This window comes from Burkholderia sp. BCC1047 (genome assembly GCF_902833155.1).
In the GTDB taxonomy this organism is placed as follows: domain Bacteria; phylum Pseudomonadota; class Gammaproteobacteria; order Burkholderiales; family Burkholderiaceae; genus Burkholderia; species Burkholderia sola.
This window is the reverse complement of sequence record NZ_CADFEH010000036.1, coordinates 1-17,889: the sequence shown is the minus strand read 5'-3', so window position 1 is coordinate 17,889 and position 17,889 is coordinate 1. Positions and strand designations below refer to the sequence as shown.

The 17,889-nt window shown below is 70.1% G+C and carries 16 protein-coding genes and 1 riboswitch; of the genes, 9 read left to right on the top strand and 7 right to left on the bottom strand.

Annotation, left to right across the window (positions count from 1 at the left end; translation table 11 throughout):
• Positions 1-27 precede the first annotated feature (27 nt).
• The 4 genes from HWX55_RS29005 (at position 28) to HWX55_RS28990 (ending at position 4,643) form a co-directional block, all read left to right on the top strand.
• Entirely contained in the window at positions 28-1,197 is a 1,170-nt protein-coding gene (locus HWX55_RS29005) for a CoA transferase (RefSeq protein WP_175978229.1), read from the top strand.
• Positions 1,198-1,333: 136 nt separating this feature from the next.
• On the top strand, positions 1,334-2,635 hold the full coding sequence (locus HWX55_RS29000; protein WP_175978228.1) for a citrate:proton symporter: 1,302 nt from the start codon (positions 1,334-1,336) through the stop codon (positions 2,633-2,635).
• Positions 2,636-2,672: 37 nt separating this feature from the next.
• On the top strand, positions 2,673-3,839 hold the full coding sequence (locus HWX55_RS28995; RefSeq protein ID WP_175978227.1) for an acyl-CoA dehydrogenase family protein: 1,167 nt from the start codon (positions 2,673-2,675) through the stop codon (positions 3,837-3,839).
• Positions 3,840-3,899: 60 nt separating this feature from the next.
• Positions 3,900-4,643 (top strand): IclR family transcriptional regulator, encoded by a 744-nt coding sequence (locus HWX55_RS28990; protein WP_175978226.1) that lies wholly within the window; start codon positions 3,900-3,902, stop codon positions 4,641-4,643.
• Between the two features lie 102 nt (positions 4,644-4,745).
• Here the strand turns inward: HWX55_RS28990 and HWX55_RS28985 are convergent, their stop codons facing one another.
• From HWX55_RS28985 to cobG, 5 genes are all read right to left on the bottom strand, one after another.
• Entirely contained in the window at positions 4,746-6,101 is a 1,356-nt protein-coding gene (locus tag HWX55_RS28985; RefSeq protein ID WP_175978225.1) for a chitinase, read from the bottom strand.
• Positions 6,102-6,448: 347 nt separating this feature from the next.
• Positions 6,449-8,164 carry a precorrin-3B C(17)-methyltransferase gene (gene cobJ, locus HWX55_RS28980; protein ID WP_175978224.1) on the bottom strand — a complete coding sequence of 572 codons (1,716 nt, stop codon included), beginning with the start codon at positions 8,162-8,164 and terminating at the stop codon, positions 6,449-6,451.
• Complete coding sequence (locus HWX55_RS28975; protein WP_059789898.1) at positions 8,161-8,895, bottom strand: precorrin-2 C(20)-methyltransferase; 735 nt, start codon at positions 8,893-8,895, stop codon at positions 8,161-8,163. Before HWX55_RS28975 ends, cobJ begins: the two co-directional genes overlap by 4 nt.
• Positions 8,892-9,518, bottom strand: a complete 627-nt coding sequence (locus HWX55_RS28970) for a precorrin-8X methylmutase (RefSeq protein ID WP_175978223.1) — start codon at positions 9,516-9,518, stop codon at positions 8,892-8,894. The genes HWX55_RS28975 and HWX55_RS28970 overlap by 4 nt, the downstream gene beginning before the upstream one ends.
• Positions 9,511-10,872 (bottom strand): precorrin-3B synthase, encoded by a 1,362-nt coding sequence (gene cobG / locus HWX55_RS28965; RefSeq protein WP_279612704.1) that lies wholly within the window; start codon positions 10,870-10,872, stop codon positions 9,511-9,513. The genes HWX55_RS28970 and cobG overlap by 8 nt, the downstream gene beginning before the upstream one ends.
• Positions 10,873-10,978: 106 nt before the next feature.
• Positions 10,979-11,170: riboswitch (cobalamin riboswitch) on the bottom strand.
• Positions 11,171-11,372: 202 nt separating this feature from the next.
• Here cobG and cbiE point away from each other — a divergent pair.
• The 4 genes from cbiE to cobM are packed head-to-tail and all read left to right on the top strand — an operon-like array spanning position 11,373 to position 15,213.
• A complete protein-coding gene (cbiE, locus tag HWX55_RS28960) occupies positions 11,373-12,626 on the top strand; it encodes a precorrin-6y C5,15-methyltransferase (decarboxylating) subunit CbiE (protein WP_175978258.1) in 1,254 nt (417 codons plus the stop codon).
• Entirely contained in the window at positions 12,626-13,714 is a 1,089-nt protein-coding gene (locus tag HWX55_RS28955; protein WP_175978221.1) for a cobalt-precorrin-5B (C(1))-methyltransferase, read from the top strand. The genes cbiE and HWX55_RS28955 overlap by 1 nt, the downstream gene beginning before the upstream one ends.
• Complete coding sequence (locus tag HWX55_RS28950) at positions 13,711-14,442, top strand: cobalt-precorrin-6A reductase (protein ID WP_175978220.1); 732 nt, start codon at positions 13,711-13,713, stop codon at positions 14,440-14,442. Before HWX55_RS28955 ends, HWX55_RS28950 begins: the two co-directional genes overlap by 4 nt.
• A 42-nt stretch (positions 14,443-14,484) precedes the next feature.
• Complete coding sequence (gene cobM / locus HWX55_RS28945) at positions 14,485-15,213, top strand: precorrin-4 C(11)-methyltransferase (RefSeq protein ID WP_175978219.1); 729 nt, start codon at positions 14,485-14,487, stop codon at positions 15,211-15,213.
• Between the two features lie 122 nt (positions 15,214-15,335).
• Here cobM and HWX55_RS28940 read toward each other — a convergent pair whose 3' ends face one another.
• Positions 15,336-16,514: an MFS transporter gene (locus tag HWX55_RS28940; protein ID WP_175978218.1), complete on the bottom strand. Its 1,179-nt coding sequence runs from the start codon at positions 16,512-16,514 to the stop codon at positions 15,336-15,338.
• Between the two features lie 130 nt (positions 16,515-16,644).
• Between HWX55_RS28940 and HWX55_RS28935 the strand changes: the two genes are divergently transcribed.
• On the top strand, positions 16,645-17,166 hold the full coding sequence (locus HWX55_RS28935; RefSeq protein ID WP_175978217.1) for a MarR family transcriptional regulator: 522 nt from the start codon (positions 16,645-16,647) through the stop codon (positions 17,164-17,166).
• Positions 17,167-17,321: 155 nt separating this feature from the next.
• Here HWX55_RS28935 and HWX55_RS28930 read toward each other — a convergent pair.
• A partial coding sequence (locus HWX55_RS28930) for a hypothetical protein (RefSeq protein ID WP_208458724.1) occupies positions 17,322-17,889 on the bottom strand: 568 nt, incomplete at its 5' end.

The following is a 17,889-nucleotide window of genomic DNA, read 5'->3' as shown; positions in this document are numbered from 1 at the left end:
GATCGACCGGAACCAGGAGCGAGACGCATGGCGGAACACGAGCAGCAGGGCGCGCTGGCGGGATTGCGCATCATCGATCTGTCGCGGGTGCTGGGCGGCCCGTACGCGACCCAGATCCTCGCCGACCACGGCGCGGAGGTGATCAAGGTCGAGCCGCCGTCCGGCGACGAAACGCGCACGTGGGGCCCGCCGTTCGACGGCGACACCGCGTCGTATTTCCTCGGCGTGAACCGCAACAAGCTCGGCATCGCGCTCGACCTGACGCAGCCGGCCGATCGCGAGCGGCTGCTCGGGCTGCTCGAACGCGCGGACGCGCTGGTCGAGAACTTCAAGATCGGCACGATGGAGCGCTGGGGGCTCGGGTTCGACGCGCTGCATGCGCGGTTTCCGCGCCTCGTGTATTGCCGCGTGTCGGGTTTCGGCGCGGACGGCCCGCTCGGCGGGCTGCCGGGCTACGACGCGGCCGTGCAGGCGCTGGCCGGGCTGATGAGCGTCAACGGCGAAGCCGGCGGTGCGCCGCTGCGCGTCGGCGTGCCGATCGTCGATCTCGTCACGGGGCTGAACGCGGCGCTCGGCGTGCTGATGGCGCTGCGCGAGCGCGATGCGAGCGGGCGCGGCCAGTTCGTCGAATCGACGCTGTTCGACTGCGCGCTGTCGATCCTCCATCCGCATACGCCGAACTTCTTTCATTCGGGCAACGCGCCCGTGCGCACCGGCAACGCGCATCCGAACATCACGCCGTACGACAGCTTTCCGACGGCGGGCGCCGACATCTTCCTGGCGGTCGGCAACAACGGGCAGTTCGCCGCGCTGTGCGACGTGCTCGGCACGCGCGACTGGCTCGACGATCCGCGTTTCGTGGACAACCGCGCGCGCAGCCAGCACCGCGCCGCGCTGCGCACGCTGCTCGAAACGGCGCTGGCCGCGCACGACGGCGCGACGCTCGCCGAGCACCTGATGCGCCGCGGCGTGCCGTGCGCGCCCGTGCTCGGGCTCGACGCGGCGCTCGACCATCCGCATGTCGCGCACCGGCAGATGAAGGTCGAGCTGGGCCGGCACCGCGGCATCGCGTCGCCGATCAAGCTCGGCCGCACGCCGGCCACGTACCGGCGGCCACCGCCCGCGCTGAACGAACATGCGGCGCAGGTGTTCGCGGACGACGACGGCAACGACGGCGACGACCGTCGCCGGACCTGACCGGCATCGCGACGCGCGCGGCCGTGCCGCACGGCGGTGCACGGCCGCGCGCGCCGGCACACCCATATTCGGACATCACACCAGCCCGCGCATCGACACGCCCGTCGATGCGCGCCGGCTGAAGAGGAGACGCATCATGCTCGCATGGATCGGCGCGGTCGCCATCGTCGCGCTGTTCGGCCTGATCATCACGAAGCGGCTGTCGCCGCTCGTCGCGCTGATCGTCGTGCCGGTGGCCGCGTCGCTCGCGGCCGGTTTCGGACTGCAGACCGGCAAGTTCATCGTGCACGGCGTACAGAACATCGGCCCGATCGCCGGGATGTTCGTTTTTGCGATTCTATTTTTCGGCATCCTCACCGATGCGGGGATGCTCGACCCGATCATCGCGGGCGTGCTGCGCGCGATCGGCTGCCATCCGCCGCGCATCGTGATGGGCTCGGCGCTGCTCGCGCTGCTGATCCATCTCGACGGCTCGGGCGCGGTCACGTTTCTCGTCACGCTGCCCGCGATGATGCCGCTCTATACGCGGCTCGGGATGGATCGTCGGATCCTCGCGTGCGTCGCGTCGATGGCGGCCGGCGTCAACTTCCTGCCGTGGGTCGGCCCGATGCTGCGCGCGTCGGCCGCGCTGCACATTCCCGGTTCGGCGATCTTCACGCCGATGATCCCGGTGCAGATCGTCGGACTCGTGTTCGTGTTCGGCACCGCGTACGTGCTCGGCGTGCGCGAGGCGAAACGGCTCGGGCTCGACCGCGCCGGCGCGGCCGCGCTCGCGATCGCGCCGCGCGAGCTGACCGACGCCGAACGCGCGTTGCGCCGCCCGGGACGCTTCGGGATCAACGTCGCGCTCACGCTCGTCGTGCTCGGCACGCTGGTGTCGGGCATCGTCGACCCGATGGTGATGTTCATGCTCGGCACGGTCGCCGCGCTGGTGATCAACTATCCGGACGTCCAGGCACAGCGCGAGCGGATCGACGCGCATGCGAAGGCCGCGCTGATGATGGCGAGCGTGCTGCTCGCGGCCGGCGCGTTCACCGGCATCATGTCCGGCACCGGGATGCTGAAGGCGATGGCCGAGGTCGTCGTCGCGCACGTGCCTGTCGAGCATGCGCGCCACATGCCGTTCGTGCTCGGGCTGCTGTCGATGCCGCTCAGCCTGCTGTTCGATCCCGATTCGTTCTACTTCGGTGTGCTGCCGGTGCTCGCGGAGAGCGGCAAGCTGCTCGGCGTGCCGCCGATCCAGATGGCGCAGGCCGCATTGCTCGGCCAGATGACGACGGGCTTTCCGGTGAGCCCGCTCACGCCCGCGACGTTCCTGATCGTCGGCCTGACCGGCGTCGAGCTCGCCGAGCACCAGAAATTCACGATTCCGTTCCTGTTCGCCGCCACCGTGCTGATGGTCTTCGCCGCGGTCGCGACGGGCCTGTTTCCATTGTGAGCGGCGCGGCCGTTCACGCTTTCCGGGAGAGCAGTCCATGCAGTTCGACCTGACCGACGACCAGCGCGCGATCGAAAGCGCGATCGAGAAAATCTGCGAACGCTTCGGCGACGACTACTGGCTCGAACGCGATCGCGCCGGCGGGTTTCCGGCCGATTTCCACGCGGCGCTCGCCGACGCCGGCTGGCTCGGCATCGCGATGGACCCGGCCTACGGCGGCGCCGGGCTCGGGATGACCGAGGCGGCGCTGATGATGCGTACGATCAGCGCGTCGGGCGCGGGGCTGTCCGGCGCGTCGGCCGTCCACATGAACATCTTCGGGCTGAACCCGGTGCAGGTGTTCGGCAACGACGCGCAGAAGGCGCGCTTCCTGCCGCCGCTGATCGCCGGCCACGACAAGGCGTGCTTCGCGGTAACGGAACCCGATGCGGGGCTCGACACCACGCACCTGAGCACGCAGGCGCGCCGCGACGGCGATCACTACGTGCTGAGCGGACGCAAGATCTGGATCTCGACCGCGCAGGTCGCGAACAAGATGCTGATCATCGCGCGCACGACGCCGCTCGACCAGGTCGCGAAGCCGACCGACGGGCTGAGCCTGTTCTATACCGACCTCGACCGTGCGCATGTCGAAGTGCGCGAGATCGAGAAGATGGGCCGCAAGGCGGTCGATTCGAACATGCTGTTCATCGACAACCTGCGCGTGTCGCGCGACGACCTGATCGGCCACGAAGGCGACGGGTTCCGCTATCTGCTGCACGGGCTGAACCCCGAACGGATCCTGATCGCGGCCGAGGCGATCGGGCTCGGGCAGGCCGCGCTGCGCCGCGCGACGCAGTATGCGTGCGAGCGCGTCGTGTTCGGCCGGCCGATCGGGCAGAACCAGTCGATCCAGCATCCGCTCGCGCAGGCGTGGATGCAGCTCGAGGCCGCGTGGCTGATGGTGATGAAGGCCGCGACGCGCTACGACGCGGGCCAATCGTGCGGCGCGGAGGCGAACGCCGCGAAATACCTCGGCGCGGAAGCCGCGTTCCAGGCGTGCCAGACGGCGATCGCGACGCACGGCGGGATGGGGTACGCGAAGGAATATCACGTCGAGCGCTATCTGCGCGAGTGTATGATTCCGAGGCTCGCGCCCGTGAGCCCGCAACTGATCCTGTGCTACATCGCGGAGAAGGTGCTCGGGCTGCCGAAGTCTTACTGACCGTAGCGACCCGGCGGCCCGCCCGGCGCGCGGTTTCCCGTTCCGAATCTAGCGCTCGTCATGGACGTCAAACTCGTTGCCCGCACGCTCGACCTGTTCGAGCTGTTCGCCGCCGAACGGCGGCCGCTGCCGCTCACCGAACTCGCGCGCCTGCTCAATGTGCCGGCGTCGAGTTGCCTCGCGATGGCGCGCACGCTCGTGAGCCGCGGCTATCTGTACGAAGTGCGCAAGCGCGGCGGCTACTATCCGACGCGGCGCCTGCAGACGGTCGCCGCCGCGATCGACGCGACCGATCCGGTCGTCGACATCGTGCATCCGCACCTCGTCGCGCTGCGCGATGCAAGCCGCGAAACGGCGGTGCTCGGCAAGATTCAGGGCGCATCGGTCACGTATCTCGATGTCGTCGAATCGGAGCAGGCGATCCGCTATACGCGCCAGCCGGGCGAGCTGCGGCCGCTGCATGCGAACTCGATCGGCAAGGCGATTTTCGCGGAACTCGCGAGCGATGCGCAGCAGGCGCTCGGCGCGCAACTGCCGTTCGAACGCTTGACCGACGCGACGGTGGCCGACCTCCCGGCGCTCGTCGCGCAGACCGCGCGGTTTCGCGAACTCGGCTGGGCCGAGAATTTCGGCGAGAGCGCGCCGGAGCTATCGGCGATCGCGGTCGCGCTGACGCTCGACGGCGACTGGTACGGGCTGTCGGTCGTCGGGCCGACCGAGCGGATCCGCCAGCATCGCGACGCGCATGCGGCACTGCTCGTCGACGCGAAGGCGCGGTTGCAGGCCGAGCACGCGCGCGGGTAGGGCAGCGGCGCGCGACGGCGCGGGCAGCGGGCCGTCGCCGGCGTGCGGTCCTGCCACGCCGGCAACGACCCGCCGCGCGTCACGCGCGAGCGCGTCGCACCGTCACGACTTCACCCACACGCCGCCCGCGCTCGGGTTGTCGCCCTGCGTCCACCATTTCGCGCAATACTTCGCGCCCTGATACGTCACGCACGTGCCGCCCTGATACGCGGTCGTCGCCGACCACGCGGGCGTGCCGCCGCTTATCGGCTTCCACACGGCCGCCTGGCCCGGCACGTCGCCCTGCGTCCACCACTGCGCCTGATACGTGGTGCCCTGGTAGGTGACCGTCGCGCCGGCCGTATAGACCTGGCCGGCCGCCCACGGTGCGCCCGGCTGCGGCGTGCCGCCGTCCGAGCCGCCGCCGTAGTTCGGATCCTGCGTGACGCCCGCGCCCCACTTGCCGTCGAGCTTCTTGAAGATCGTCGCGAACGCGTACGGCTGCTGCGCGACGCCGGAGCAGGTCGGCGACGCATACGTGCCGCCGGACGGGCACGCCTGATCGCGGCCGACCGACCAGTTGCCGAAGAAACCGTAGCCGTTCGCGACGGCCGCGTTCAGCACGGTCTGCGCATTCGCGAGCGTGAAGGTTTCGCCCTGCACGTCATTGACGCCGATCATCGGCGTGACGCCGACCATCTGCCACAGCTGCGCGTTGGTCTTCGGCTGGCCGGCCGACTTGAACGCGGTGTCGAGCTGCGAATAGAGCGCCTGCGCGGCGCTGATCGCGGCGGCGCCCATGTCGATGTTCGCGGGGCCGTAATCCATCGCCATCACGTTGACCGCGTCGAACGTGGTCTTGTTCGCGATGGCCGCGTTGACAACGTTCACGCCGTCCTGCGTGAGCCCGGTCGGCATCGTCGGCAGCGTCAGCGTCACGTGCAGCGGCTTGCCCTTCGCCGCGTAGTCGGCCTGCAACTGCGCGACCGCCTGGAAGTTGCGCGCGACCGCCGCCGTGTCCTGCTGCGACGCGCCCTCGATGTCGAAGTCGATATGGGTGAGGCCGTACGTGTCGATCACCGTCTGGTACGCGGTCTTCAGCGCGGGAACCGTCGAGCACACCTGCATCAGCGGCGTGCCGTTCGCGCCGCCGAACGACACGGCGACTTCGCCGCCTTTCGCGCGGTAGCTCGCGATCGACGTGGACAGCGCGGTCAGCAGCCCGCCGCTCGCGCCGTTGCCGATCGGCTGCACGCCGCCCCACGACGGCACGCAGCCGTTGCCCGCGACCACGAACGCGAGCGTGAACTGCTGGATGCCCTGGCGCACGCCGATCTGATCGACCAACGGTGTCGGATAGAGCGTCACGTCGACATAGGGCGCATAGACACCGGCACCGTGCGACACGCTCGCCATCGCGAGCAGACAACCCGCGGCAAACGCACGCGGAATGAAACGCGGCAACACATTGTTGTTCATTCTGTGTTCTCCAAGTGGAAGAGGGATACGCTGGCCTGCGTATCGTCGCCGGCGGGCAACGGACGTGTCCCGCCTGCGGCGTGCCTATCTTGGAGGATTCGCGTCGAATAGGAAACTTAGGTGTTCTTCTTTTTGTTATTCGATTCTCGATACGTAACGAACTTGCCGATTCGGTCGAATATCGAAACGCGCGGAGGGCACTTTTTCCGATCGATCGCGCGCCGCCGCGCGGATGGACCGGTTCCAGCGAACCGGCATGCCGATCAACGGCTCGCTCGCATGCGCATTCACATTCGTGCGAACCCCGCCGGGATGCGGTATGCGCAACCCGGCGGGCGCAGCGGTAGTCAGCGATACCAGCGCGGCGTATAGACCCATTCGCGCGCGTTGCCGATCGCGAAGCGCCGCGTCGTCGACGAGCCGACGATCACCATCGTGCGCATGTCGACCTGATCGCCGCGTAGCGCCCCGAGGGTCGTCGTCGAAAGCGTCGCGCCCGGCCGGCCGATGTCGCGGCCGAGCACGACCACCGTGTCGGCCGCGCGATGCGCGCGCACGATATCGAGCGCACGGTCGAGCTGCCACGGCCGCGCGCGCGAGATCGGGTTGTAGAACGCCATCACGAGATCGGCTTGCGCCGCATGCCGCAGGCGCGTTTCGATCACGTCCCACGGCTTCAGGTTGTCCGACAGCGAGATCGCGCAGAAATCGTGGCCGAGCGGTGCGCCGGCCTGCGCGGCCGTCGCGAGCGACGCCGAGATGCCGGGCTCCACGCGCAGGTCGACCGCGGCCCATTGCGGGTCTCGGGCTTCATCGAGCGCTTCGAGTACGGCCGCGGCCATCGCGAACACGCCGGGGTCGCCCGACGACACGACCGCGACGCGCCGGCCTTCGGTCGCCAGTTCGAACGCATGACGCGCGCGCTGCATTTCCTCGCGATTGTCGGTGCCGTGCACGCGCTGGTCCGCCCGAAACGGGCCGGCCATGTTCACGTAGGTGGTATAGCCGAGGATGTCGGTCGCATCCGCGAGCGCCGCGCGTGCGGCCGGCGTGAGCCAGGCGGCGCCGCCCGGGCCGAGGCCGAGCACCGTCAGGCGGCCGCGTGCGCGGCCGAGCGTGGCCGGATCGACCGGGTGCGATGCGATCGCGCATGCGAGGCCGTTCGATTCTTCACGTAGCGTGTGGGCGACGCGTAATGCGCGGCCGAGCAGCGTCGTGGCGTCGGCGGGCGCGTCGCGATCACTATCGCTATCGACGAAACGCAGCGGCACGTCGAGCGTGTTCGCCGCTTCTTCCAGCGCGGGTTCGCCGATTGCCGATGCGGGCGCGACGAGGGCCGCGAGCGCCAGCCGCGCGAGGCCCTGTGCGTCGAGCATGGCTTCGATGCGTACAGCAAGCGCTTCGCCGGCATGCACGGCATTCGCGGCGACACCGACCACCACGCTGCGCGGATGAATCACGAGTTCGTCTTCAGCGCCGCGCCATGCATCGGGCGTCACGCGAATCGCGTGCGCGGCTGCGGCATCGCGCGGCAGCGCGACGTCGTCGAGCCACGGCGCGGCGCCGTCGATGCGCGTCGATGCGCCCGCGAGCAGGTCGGAGACGAAGCGTTTGCCCTGCGCGAGATCGGCGAGCGCATAGCCTTCCGGCGGATTGAGCACGCACGCGCCGAAGCGCAGTTCGCCGCTCGTCGTGATCGCGGGCGCGACGCCGACGCATTCGGCGATTTCGCGCGCGATCACGTTGACGCCGGTCAGCCCCCCGAGCAGCGGCACGACGGCCGAGCCGTCCTCCGCGACCGCGAGCACCGGCGGCTCGACGCCCTTGTCGGCGAGCGCGGGCGCGAGGCAGCGGATCACGATGCCGGCCGCGCACAGCGCGACGATCGGCAAGCCGCGCGCATAGAGTTCGCGCAGGTGAGGGCCGAGTTCGTCGAACGGCACGTCGGCCTCGACGCGCGACGCGAGACCGTGCACGAGGGCACCCGGATAACGCGCCTGGATACGTCGCGCCGTATCGAGCGCGCCCGCGCCGAGTATCACGATCGCGGGCGTCGTCGTCATCCTTGCCATTTTTCCCCCGGCACGACGAGCAGCGAGAAATACGGCGACGCCATCGGATCGACTTCGTCGAGCGGCACGATGCGCTGGTTCGCCATCGTCGCGCGCTCGACGTACAGCGCGCGCTTCGCGAGTCCGAGTTCGTCGAGCACGCGCCGCACCTTGTCGAAATTGCGGCCGAGCTTCATCACGACGGCCGCGTCGGCCCGCGCGAGCCGCTCGCGCAGTTCGTGCTCGGGCAGCACGCCCGACAGCACCGACAGGCTCTGGTTGCGATAGACGAGCGGCTGGCCGAGCACGGCCGTGCCGCCGAGCATCGCGCACACGCCGGGGATCACCTCGGTGTCGTAGCGCGGCGCGAGACGGTCGTGCAGGTACATGTACGAGCCGTAGAAGAACGGGTCGCCTTCGCAGATCACTGCGACGTCGCGGCCTGCATCGAGGTGCGCGGCGACGATCTCCGCCGCGGTGTCGTAGAAATCCGCGATCACCGTCTCGTAGCAGAGCGGCGGCGGCAGCGCCTCGGTCGTCACCGGGTAGACGAGCGGCAGTTGCGTCTGTCCGTCGAGCAGGTGCGCTTCGACGATGCCATACGCGTTGCCTTTCTTGCCCTTCGCGACGAAATACGCGACCACGGGCGCCGCCTGCAGCACGCGTAGCGCCTTGATCGTCATCAGTTCGGGATCGCCGGGGCCGACCCCGACACCGAACAGCCGTCCGCGCGCGCTCGTCATTCGACCTCCGTCGCGAGCGCATTCACCGCGGCGGCGGCCATCGCGCTGCCGCCGCGCCGGCCGAGCAGCGTGACGTACGGCACGCCGCGGCTGTCGGCGTCGAGCGCCGCCTTCGATTCGGCCGCGCCGATGAAGCCGACCGGGAAACCGACGACCAGCGCGGGGCGCGGCGCGCCGGCGTCGATCATGTCGAGCAGGTGGAACAGCGCGGTCGGCGCATTGCCGATCACGACGACGCTGCCCGCGAGATGCGGACGCCACAGTTCGAGCGCGGCGGCCGAGCGCGTGTTGCCGAGGCGTTGCGCGAGATCGGGCACCTGCGGCTCGCCGAGCGTGCAGATCACGCGATTGGCGGCGGGCAGCCGCGCGCGCGTGATGCCTTCGGCGACCATCCTCGCGTCGCACAGGATCGGTGCGCCGGCCGCGAGCGCGGTGCGGCCGGCCGTGCCGGCGCCGGCGGAAAAACGCAGGTCGTACACGACGTCGACCATCCCGCTCGCGTGGATCACGCGTACCGCGAGTTTCTCGAGATCGGGCGGCACCTGCGACAGGTCGGCCTCGGCGCGGATCGTCGCGAACGACTGACGGTAGATTTCCTGCCCGTCGCGAATGTAGTCAAGCATCGGTGGTGTCCTGGCTGTGCCGCGCGTCCATGAGGCGGACCGCGGCCTGGTCAATCGTCAGACGGCGCGCGAGCAGGGCGCCGAGGCCCGCGGCCGCGTCGCGCCGATAAAGGTCGTAGTGTTCGGGCGCCACCGCGACGAGCGTATGCGCGGCAGCGTGCGGCAGCGCGCAGTGGCGTTCGCAACCGGTCAGATGCACGTCGAGCGGATGGCCGACGCGCGCGGCAAGCACGCGCGCGTCGTGTTTCGTGTCGGCGTGCGCTTTCGCGCAGCCCGCGCTGCCGGTGCAGGCGACGAGCGTCGCCAGCGGGTCGGACGCCGCGCACACGAGGCCGAGCGACGCGAGGGCTTCGCGCGTCGCGGCCGCGCGTGCGTTCGGCACGCCGTGCATGAACACGCCTTGCCACGGCGTCAGCGACAGCGTGCCGTCGCCGTCGGCTTCTGTCAGTGCCGCGAGCTGCTCCAGTTGCGCCGCGTCGAGCCGCCCAAGCGCGAATTGCGCGCCGACGCTGCAACGCGCGCCGTCGCGCGACGGGTATGCGCCGAAACGCATCGCAGCGTCCGCGCGCATGCGCCGCCAGCCGGCGAGCGTCGGATCGGCCGCGAGCGGGAACGGCAGATAGTATTGCGCGCGCTCGAGCAGCGCACGTTCGCCGCCCGTCGCCAGCAACGCGCGCATCCGCGTGACGTCGGCCGGCGCGAGATCGAGGAACGCGAGCAGCAGCGCGCGAACCAGTGCGACGCCCTGATCGATCGACACGTCGACCGACGCGGGCCGGTCGTCGTGCGCAACCGGCGGGCAGCCGGCCAGCCCCACGGCGAGACGTACCGCGCCGTCGCCGCGACGCCATGCGGCGAGCCAGATGTCGTGCGGATGATCGAGCGCCGCGACCGCTTCGCCGCCGTCGAGCTGGATCGAGAATTTCGGCGACAGTTCGCCGCGGCGCGGCTCGCTCGCCAGCATGTCGAGCAGCGGCACGGCGAGCGTGTGGCTATCGACGAGCGCGGCCGGGTCGTGCCCGGCGAGCGGGCTCAGCATCAGGTTGCGGACGTCGTCGCTCGCCGCGAGCGCGGCCGCATCGGCGGCGCCGTTGTCGGCGCTTGTGCGCGGGCCGAGCCCTGCGTCGAGCAGCGCGTGAATCAGCGCATCGGACGCGCCTTCGCGAATGCCGCGCAACTGGAGATTCGCGCGATTGGTCGCATCGATCTCGCCGGAGCCGTACCGGCGCGCGACGGCGGCGATCGCACGCGCCTGGCGCGCGTCGAGCCGGCCGCCCGGCAGCTTGATCCGGCACAGCCCGCCGTCGGCGGCCGCGACCACGCGCACGAGCCCCGGGCAAGCCGACGGGCGCACGATGGGCGACGCAGGAATCGAATCGGGGGCGGAATTCAACGGGATACCGGAACAGTGTGGCGCCACGGCCAACGCATCGGTACACCCCGCCCGACGCCGACTGGCACGCACGCACTTTCTGGCCGGCAGGTCTCCTGGCTGACAGGTCGGCGCCGCCTCCCGGCCTTCCCGGTGAAACCAGTGGCGTGAGGGGGAGATCGGCTCGCTGTCTACAGTTGCGGGGGCAGCCACAGCGGCGCGCGGTGCGCCCTGTGTTCCCTCTTCGGCCCCGAAGGGCACCGGCGAACGAACGGCCGTAGGATACCCGATTTCGGCCGCGATTCGGGACCGGCCGGGCATTCGCGGCGGGCGAAGCGGGCAACGGTCGGGCGCGGGCGGGCCGGCAGATGAAACGCCGGGTGGAACACGGTACCATGCCGTTTTTTGCAACGCGGACGACTGCATCGGCGCTTTCACGGCCGCGCGGCGACACGATGGAATCGAACGATGGGGAAGGGTGCATGACGGCGTGGCTGACGGTAGTGGGCATCGGCGACGACGGTTACGCGGGGCTCGGACGCCACGCGCGGCGCGCGCTGCTCGACGCGACGCATGTCGTCGGCGCGAAACGGCATCTCGACATGCTGCCCGCGCGGCTGCGCGCCGCGCGTGAAGCATGGCCGTCGCCGTTCGACCTGTCGGGACTGCTCGCGCGCCGCGGCGCGCCCGTGTGCGTGCTCGCGAGCGGCGACCCGATGCTGTTCGGCGTCGGCGCGACACTTGCCCGCGCGCTTTCTCCCGACGAATGGCGCGTCCTGCCCGCGCCGTCGTCGCTGTCGCTCGCGGCCGCGCGCCTCGGCTGGGCGCTGCAGGACGTCGGCGCGGTCTCGCTCGTCGGGCGTCCGCTCGCGACGCTGGCCCGCCACCTGCTGCCGGGTCGACGCCTGTTCGTGCTGAGCGCCGACGGCCGTACGCCGGCCGCGGTCGCGGCCGAACTCGCCGCCCGCGGCTTCGGGCCAACGCGCGTCAGCGTGTTCGAACATCTGGGCGGCCCGCTCGAGCGCCGGATCGACGGCCTCGCGCAAGACTGGAACATCGACGAGACCGCCGCGCTCAACCTCGTCGCGCTCGACTGCCGGGCGAGTCCCGACGCGCCGCGCCGCGCGCTCACGCCCGGCCTGCCCGACGACGCGTACCGCCACGACGGCCAGCTCACCAAACGCGACCTGCGTGCGATGACGCTCGGGCGCCTCGCGCCCGCGGCCGGCGAACTGCTGTGGGACGTCGGCGCCGGCAGCGGCTCGATCGGCATCGAATGGATGCGCGCGCATCCATCCTGCCAGGCGATCGCGATCGAAGCGCATGCGGAACGGCAGCGCTTCATCGAACACAACCGCGATACGCTCGGCGTGCCGGGCCTGCAACTCGTCGCGGGCCGTGCGCCCGATGCGCTCGCGGGGCTCGCCGCGCCCGACGCGATCTTCATCGGCGGTGGCGCGACGGCGCCCGGCGTGCTCGACGCGTGCTGGGCGTCGCTGAAACCCGGCGGACGGCTCGTCGCGAACGCGGTCACGCTGCAAGGCGAGATAGCGCTCGTCGCATGGCGCGATGCGCATGGCGGCACGCTTACGCGCGTGTCGCTCGCGCATGCCGAACCGCTCGGCCGCTTCGACACGTGGCGGCAGCCGCTGCCGGTCACGCTGTACGACGTGCGCAAGCCCGACGCCGCAAGCGCGGCCGGCGCGTCGAACCCAACGGACGCAACGGACGCGTGATGCGCGACGAAACCCCCGAACAGCCGGCGCCGCTGCGCTTCGGCTACACGACCGGCAGCTGCGCGACCGCGACGTCGCTCGCGGCCGCGCGGCTGCTGCTCGCCGGTCAGGCTGACGACGCGGTCGAGATCGTGCTGCCGAAGGGGCAGCGCGTGATGATGCGGCTCGAATTCTGCCGCGCCACGGCTGAAGGCGCCGAAGCCGGCACGATCAAGGATGCCGGCGACGATCCGGACGTCACGCACGGCGCGCTGGTCTTCGCGCGCGTCGCGCTCGCGGCGGCGCCCGGCGTGCGCTTTCATGCGGGGCCGGGCGTCGGCACGGTCACGCGCGCGGGGCTCACGCTGCCGGTCGGCGAACCGGCGATCAACCCGGTGCCGCGGCAGATGATGACCACGCACCTTGAAGCACTCGCCGCCGAGCACGGCTACGCGGGCGGCTTCGACGTGACGATCGGCGTCGAAGGCGGCGAGGCGCTCGCGCTGAAGACGATGAACCCGCGGCTGGGCATCGTCGGCGGGCTGTCGATCCTCGGCACGACCGGCATCGTGCGGCCGTTCTCGTGTTCGGCCTATATCGCGTCGATTCATCAGGGCATCGACGTCGCGCGGGCGAACGGCATTGCGCACATCGCCGCCTGCACCGGTAACGCGAGCGAGGATGCGATGCGCGCGCACTACCATCTGCCCGACATGGCGCTGATCGAAATGGGCGATTTCGCGGGCGCGGTGCTCAAGCACCTGCGGCGCGCGCCGGTCGCGCGCCTGTCGATGTGCGGCGGCTTCGGCAAGCTGAGCAAGCTCGCGGCCGGCCATCTCGACCTGCACAGCCGCCATTCGAGCATCGATCTGCCGCTGCTTGCGCAGTGGGCGGCGGAAGCCGGCGCGAGCGATGCGCTGCAGGCCGCGATGCGCGCCGCGAACACGAGCCAGGAAGCGTTGAAGCTCGCGCAGGCCGACGGCGTGCCGCTCGGCGATCTCGTCTGCGCGCACGCGCTGCGGGTCGCGCGCGACATCGTGCCGCCGTCGGTCGCCGTCGAGATGTTCGCGATCGACCGGCAGGGCCGCTTCGTCGGGGAGGCGCGATGAGCCCGCGCATCCTGTTGCTCGGCGGCACCGGCGATGCGCTGAAAATCGCGCGCGCGCTCGGCTCGCATCACGTCTATAGTCTCGCCGGCCTCGGCAAGACGCCCGACGATTTGCGCTGCGACGTGCGCGTCGGCGGTTTCGGCGGCGCAGCCGGGCTGACCGCGTATCTTCGCGACGCCGGCATCGGCCTCGTGATCGACGCCACCCATCCGTACGCCGCGCAAATCAGCGCGAACGCCGCGGCGGCGACGCGCGACGCGGGCGTGCCGCTATGGGCGCTGCGCCGCGCGCCGTGGACGCCGCAACCGGGCGACGACTGGCGGATGGTCGACGACTGGGCCGGCATCGAGGCCGCGCTCGCGCCGTTCAGGCGTCCGCTGTTCACGCTCGGCCGCGAGCCGCTCGCGCATCTCGACGCGATCCCGCCGCACCAGTTCTGGCTCGTGCGCTGCCTCGATGCACACGCCGGCAACGCCCGCGCGCAGGTCATCGCCGCGCGCGGGCCGTTCACGCCCGACGACGAGCGCGCGCTGTTCGCGCTGGCCGGCATCGACGTCGTCGTCAGCAAGAACAGTGGCGGCGCGGCCACCGAGGCCAAGCTCGACGTCGCGCGCGAACGCAGGCTGCCGGTCGTGATGCTGCGCCGGCCGCCGCTGCCCGATGCCGACCGCGCGTTCGACTCGGTCACGGCGCTCATCGACGCACTCGATCCGGCCGCGCGCGCGTGACGCGACGCAGCGGCCATCCCATGAATTGACGGAGAAATTTCGATGACGGTGTATTTCATCGGCGCGGGCCCCGGCGACCCGGAGCTGATCACGGTGAAGGGCCAGCGCCTCGTGCGCACGTGCCCGGTGATCCTGTATGCGGGCTCGCTCGTGCCGGCCGCCGTGCTCGACGGTCATCGCGCGGAGCAGGTCGTCAACACGGCCGAGCTCGACCTCGATGCGATCGTCGCGCTGCTTGCCGCCGCGCATGCGAAAGGGCAGGACGTCGCGCGCGTGCATTCCGGCGACCCGTCGCTGTACGGCGCGATCGGTGAGCAGATCCGTCGCCTGAAAGCGCTCGGGATTCCGTACGAAATCGTGCCGGGCGTGACGGCCACGGCCGCGTGCGCGGCGACGCTCGGCGTCGAGCTGACGCTGCCCGGCGTCGCGCAGACGGTGATCCTCACGCGCTTCGCGGGCAAGACGACGATGCCGGAAGGCGAAGCGCTCGGCGCGCTCGCCGCGCATCGCGCGACGCTCGCGATCCATCTCGGCGTGCGCCATCTCGCGCGCATCGTCGACGAAGTGCTGCCGCATTACGGCGCCGATTGCCCGGTGGCGGTGATCTATCGCGCAAGCTGGCCCGACGAGGAACGCGTGACGGGTACGCTGGCCGACATCGTCGATAAGGTGCAGGGCACGCAGATCGAGCGCACCGCGCTGATCCTGATCGGGCGCGTGCTCGACGCCGAAGGGTTCGCGGATTCGACGCTGTACGCGAGCGGGGGCTGAACGCACCTGTGTGTGGAGCCGAGTATCTGGACGGGCCGCGACGATATTGCTGGTGCGAGCATGCCCGGGACGACACACCATGCCTGCCCGCAGGCGCCCGTGCCGCTGGCCCGCGGCGTCGCTCAGGCCCGCGCGACGTGCCGCGCCAGCTTCGGTGCAAACCCGGCCGCGAGCACGAACAGCACGACACAGAGGCACGCCATCGCGATCCACGCGGGCGTCAGGTCCGCGAGACGCTGGCGCACGATGCCGGCCGCGAACGGAAATACGCCGGCAATCAGGTAGCCGACACCCTGCACGAAGCCCGTCAGCGACGCGGCATCGGCCGGCGTGGCCGCATGGTCGACCGTAACGATCAGCGACAGCGGAAACAACGCGCCGATTCCCGCGCCGAGCAGCAGCGCGGCCGGCACCGCGAGTGCGTCGGGCGCGGCCAGCATCACCAGCAAGCCGACGAACAGCGACGCGATCGCCGCATGCAGCGCGGGCCGGCGATCGGGCACGCGGTCGATCGTCGCGGAAATCGCCAGCCCCGCGACGACTTCCGAGAGCGTCACGCCGCCGAGCAGGCTGCCGGCCGCGGTCGGCGACCAGCCGAGCCGCATGTAGTACGGCGGCAGCCACGCGAGCACGAGCGTGTAAGCGCCAGTCGCGATACCGAAGAACAGCGCGAACCGCCATGCGCGCGGCGAACGCGACGGCCGTGCATTCGATACCGACGCCGGCCCGGCGACAAGCGCGTCGCCGCCACGGCTGGCCAGCGGCCAGGCCAGCGCGGCGAGCGCCGCCGGCAACGCCCAGCCCGCGAGCGCGGCGAGCCAGCCCCAGCGCGCGGCGGCGAACGGCGCGACGACGCTCGCGAGCACCGCGCCGCCCATGATCGACGTCGAATAGACGCCCATCGCGCCGCCGATGCGCGTCGCGAAATGCGCCTTCACGAAGCCGGGCAACAGCGCCTGCACCATCGCGATCCCGACGCCCGCGCAGCAGGCGCTCGCGAGCAACAGCCACGCATGCTGCGCCCCCACGCGCGACGCGCAAGCCAACCCGATCAACGCGACGCCGAGCCACACGCCGCCCGCGATCCCGGTGATGCGCTGCAGGCGCCGCGCGCTCAACGCGCCGAGCCCCATCAGCAGGATCGGGATCGTCGTCAGCAGGCTGGCTGCGCCATCGCCGATACCCGTCGCGCGCTGGATCATGTCGAGCAGCGGGCCGATCGCGGCGAGCGCCGGCCGCAGGTTCAGCCCGACGAGCACGATCGCGGCGAGCCGCCATCCGGGGGAAGTGAAGCGATTCATCGCAGGGCCCTCGATATCGATGCGCGGCTGCCAGCGAGGCGCCACGCGTTTTTCAGGTAAAGTATCTCGACATCAAGATAAACGTTGATTTATCTCGACGTCAAGATAACTGGTAGGCCGAGGAGGGTTAATGGATCGAGCCGAGCATGCGCTCGCGCAATGGCGCGCCGAGCGTCCGGATCTCGACGCAACGTCGATGGTGGTGATGGGGCGGTTGCAGGAAGCTGCGCTCGTGATCGCGCGCGACCGTCTCAATCCGCTGTTCGCGCGCTACGGCATGCAGCCGGGCGAATTCGACGTGCTCGCGACGCTGCGGCGCAGCGGCGCGCCGTTCGCGTTGACGCCGACCGCGCTGTACGACGCGCTGATGATGTCGTCGGGCGGGATGACCGCGCGCATCGATCGGCTGCAGAAGGCGGGGTGGGTCGAGCGGCAGCCGAACCCGGCCGACGGGCGCGGCACGCTCGTCGCGCTGACGGATGCGGGGCGGGCGCTGATCGATGAGGCGGTTGTTGCGCATATCGATAACCAGCGTGCGGTGCTGGCTGTGTTGTCGGTGGCGGAACAGGCGCAGTTGTCGGAACTGTTGGGGAAGTTGCTGGCGGGGTTGGAAGGTGGGGCGCCGGAAGGGGAGGAAGGGACGTCGCGTTGAAGAATGCGTGATGGAAGCGTACGCGGCGGGCAAAAAAGTTCTTCGTGAGTTTTCGTGGACGTCGCTTGCCGACCCGAAGCAGCCATCGGGCTATCCCGAAAGCAGCCGTTCGCGGGACGGAGAGCAGCGACAGGAGCAATCGTGGCTCCCCTTTCTTACGAGCTACTTGTTCCTCCATTCAGCTGGCTCAAAGAACCCCAGATATAGAAAGTCGGGGTGCGCCGCCGAACCCCCAAACGATAGATGCCGATGCCGCTCGTGAGATGGCGATCACCTAGGTGCGGGGCCTGCAATTGCCACGCGTTCCACAGAACTTCTGATTCGTTGAACGCATAGCCGTCCTGCGCATAGCATACCGTCGACGGCTTCTGGCTGCCCTTTGGACCGAAAGGCGCGAGGTAGATGGCTGATGTTTTTAGACGCGAAGCATCATCGCTCGGGTTTTGATGGCCTCGTGCTAGGGCGATCTGTTGAGCCAGTTGCGATAGAGATTCGGGCCTTTGGTCATACCAGTTCAACGATTCGAACTGCGCGTAGGCGAAGGGAAGATCTGGCCTGTGAATGCCAGCCTCGAGTTCAGTGTATTCATCGGTTCGCAGATAGTGCGCTCGTGATAAGAACAAGGTGTGGACCGGCCAGCCTTTCGTAGACATCTTCGAGCCATAATTTATGGCAACCGAGGAGGTCAGGATGAGCGGCAAGCGGTACACGGATGAGTTCAAG

Coding starts and splice junctions, on each gene's coding strand:
- HWX55_RS28995 (WP_175978227.1), top strand. CDS start 2,673: ATGCAGTTCGACCTGACCGACGACCAGCGCGCGATCGAAAGCGCGATC.
- cbiE (WP_175978258.1), top strand. CDS start 11,373: ATGACGGCGTGGCTGACGGTAGTGGGCATCGGCGACGACGGTTACGCG.
- HWX55_RS29005 (WP_175978229.1), top strand. CDS start 28: ATGGCGGAACACGAGCAGCAGGGCGCGCTGGCGGGATTGCGCATCATC.
- HWX55_RS28935 (WP_175978217.1), top strand. CDS start 16,645: ATGGATCGAGCCGAGCATGCGCTCGCGCAATGGCGCGCCGAGCGTCCG.
- HWX55_RS28985 (WP_175978225.1), bottom strand. CDS start 6,101: ATGAACAACAATGTGTTGCCGCGTTTCATTCCGCGTGCGTTTGCCGCG.
- cobM (WP_175978219.1), top strand. CDS start 14,485: ATGACGGTGTATTTCATCGGCGCGGGCCCCGGCGACCCGGAGCTGATC.
- HWX55_RS28990 (WP_175978226.1), top strand. CDS start 3,900: ATGGACGTCAAACTCGTTGCCCGCACGCTCGACCTGTTCGAGCTGTTC.
- HWX55_RS28955 (WP_175978221.1), top strand. CDS start 12,626: ATGCGCGACGAAACCCCCGAACAGCCGGCGCCGCTGCGCTTCGGCTAC.
- HWX55_RS29000 (WP_175978228.1), top strand. CDS start 1,334: ATGCTCGCATGGATCGGCGCGGTCGCCATCGTCGCGCTGTTCGGCCTG.
- HWX55_RS28940 (WP_175978218.1), bottom strand. CDS start 16,514: ATGAATCGCTTCACTTCCCCCGGATGGCGGCTCGCCGCGATCGTGCTC.
- HWX55_RS28975 (WP_059789898.1), bottom strand. CDS start 8,895: ATGACGAGCGCGCGCGGACGGCTGTTCGGTGTCGGGGTCGGCCCCGGC.
- HWX55_RS28950 (WP_175978220.1), top strand. CDS start 13,711: ATGAGCCCGCGCATCCTGTTGCTCGGCGGCACCGGCGATGCGCTGAAA.
- cobJ (WP_175978224.1), bottom strand. CDS start 8,164: ATGACGACGACGCCCGCGATCGTGATACTCGGCGCGGGCGCGCTCGAT.
- HWX55_RS28970 (WP_175978223.1), bottom strand. CDS start 9,518: ATGCTTGACTACATTCGCGACGGGCAGGAAATCTACCGTCAGTCGTTC.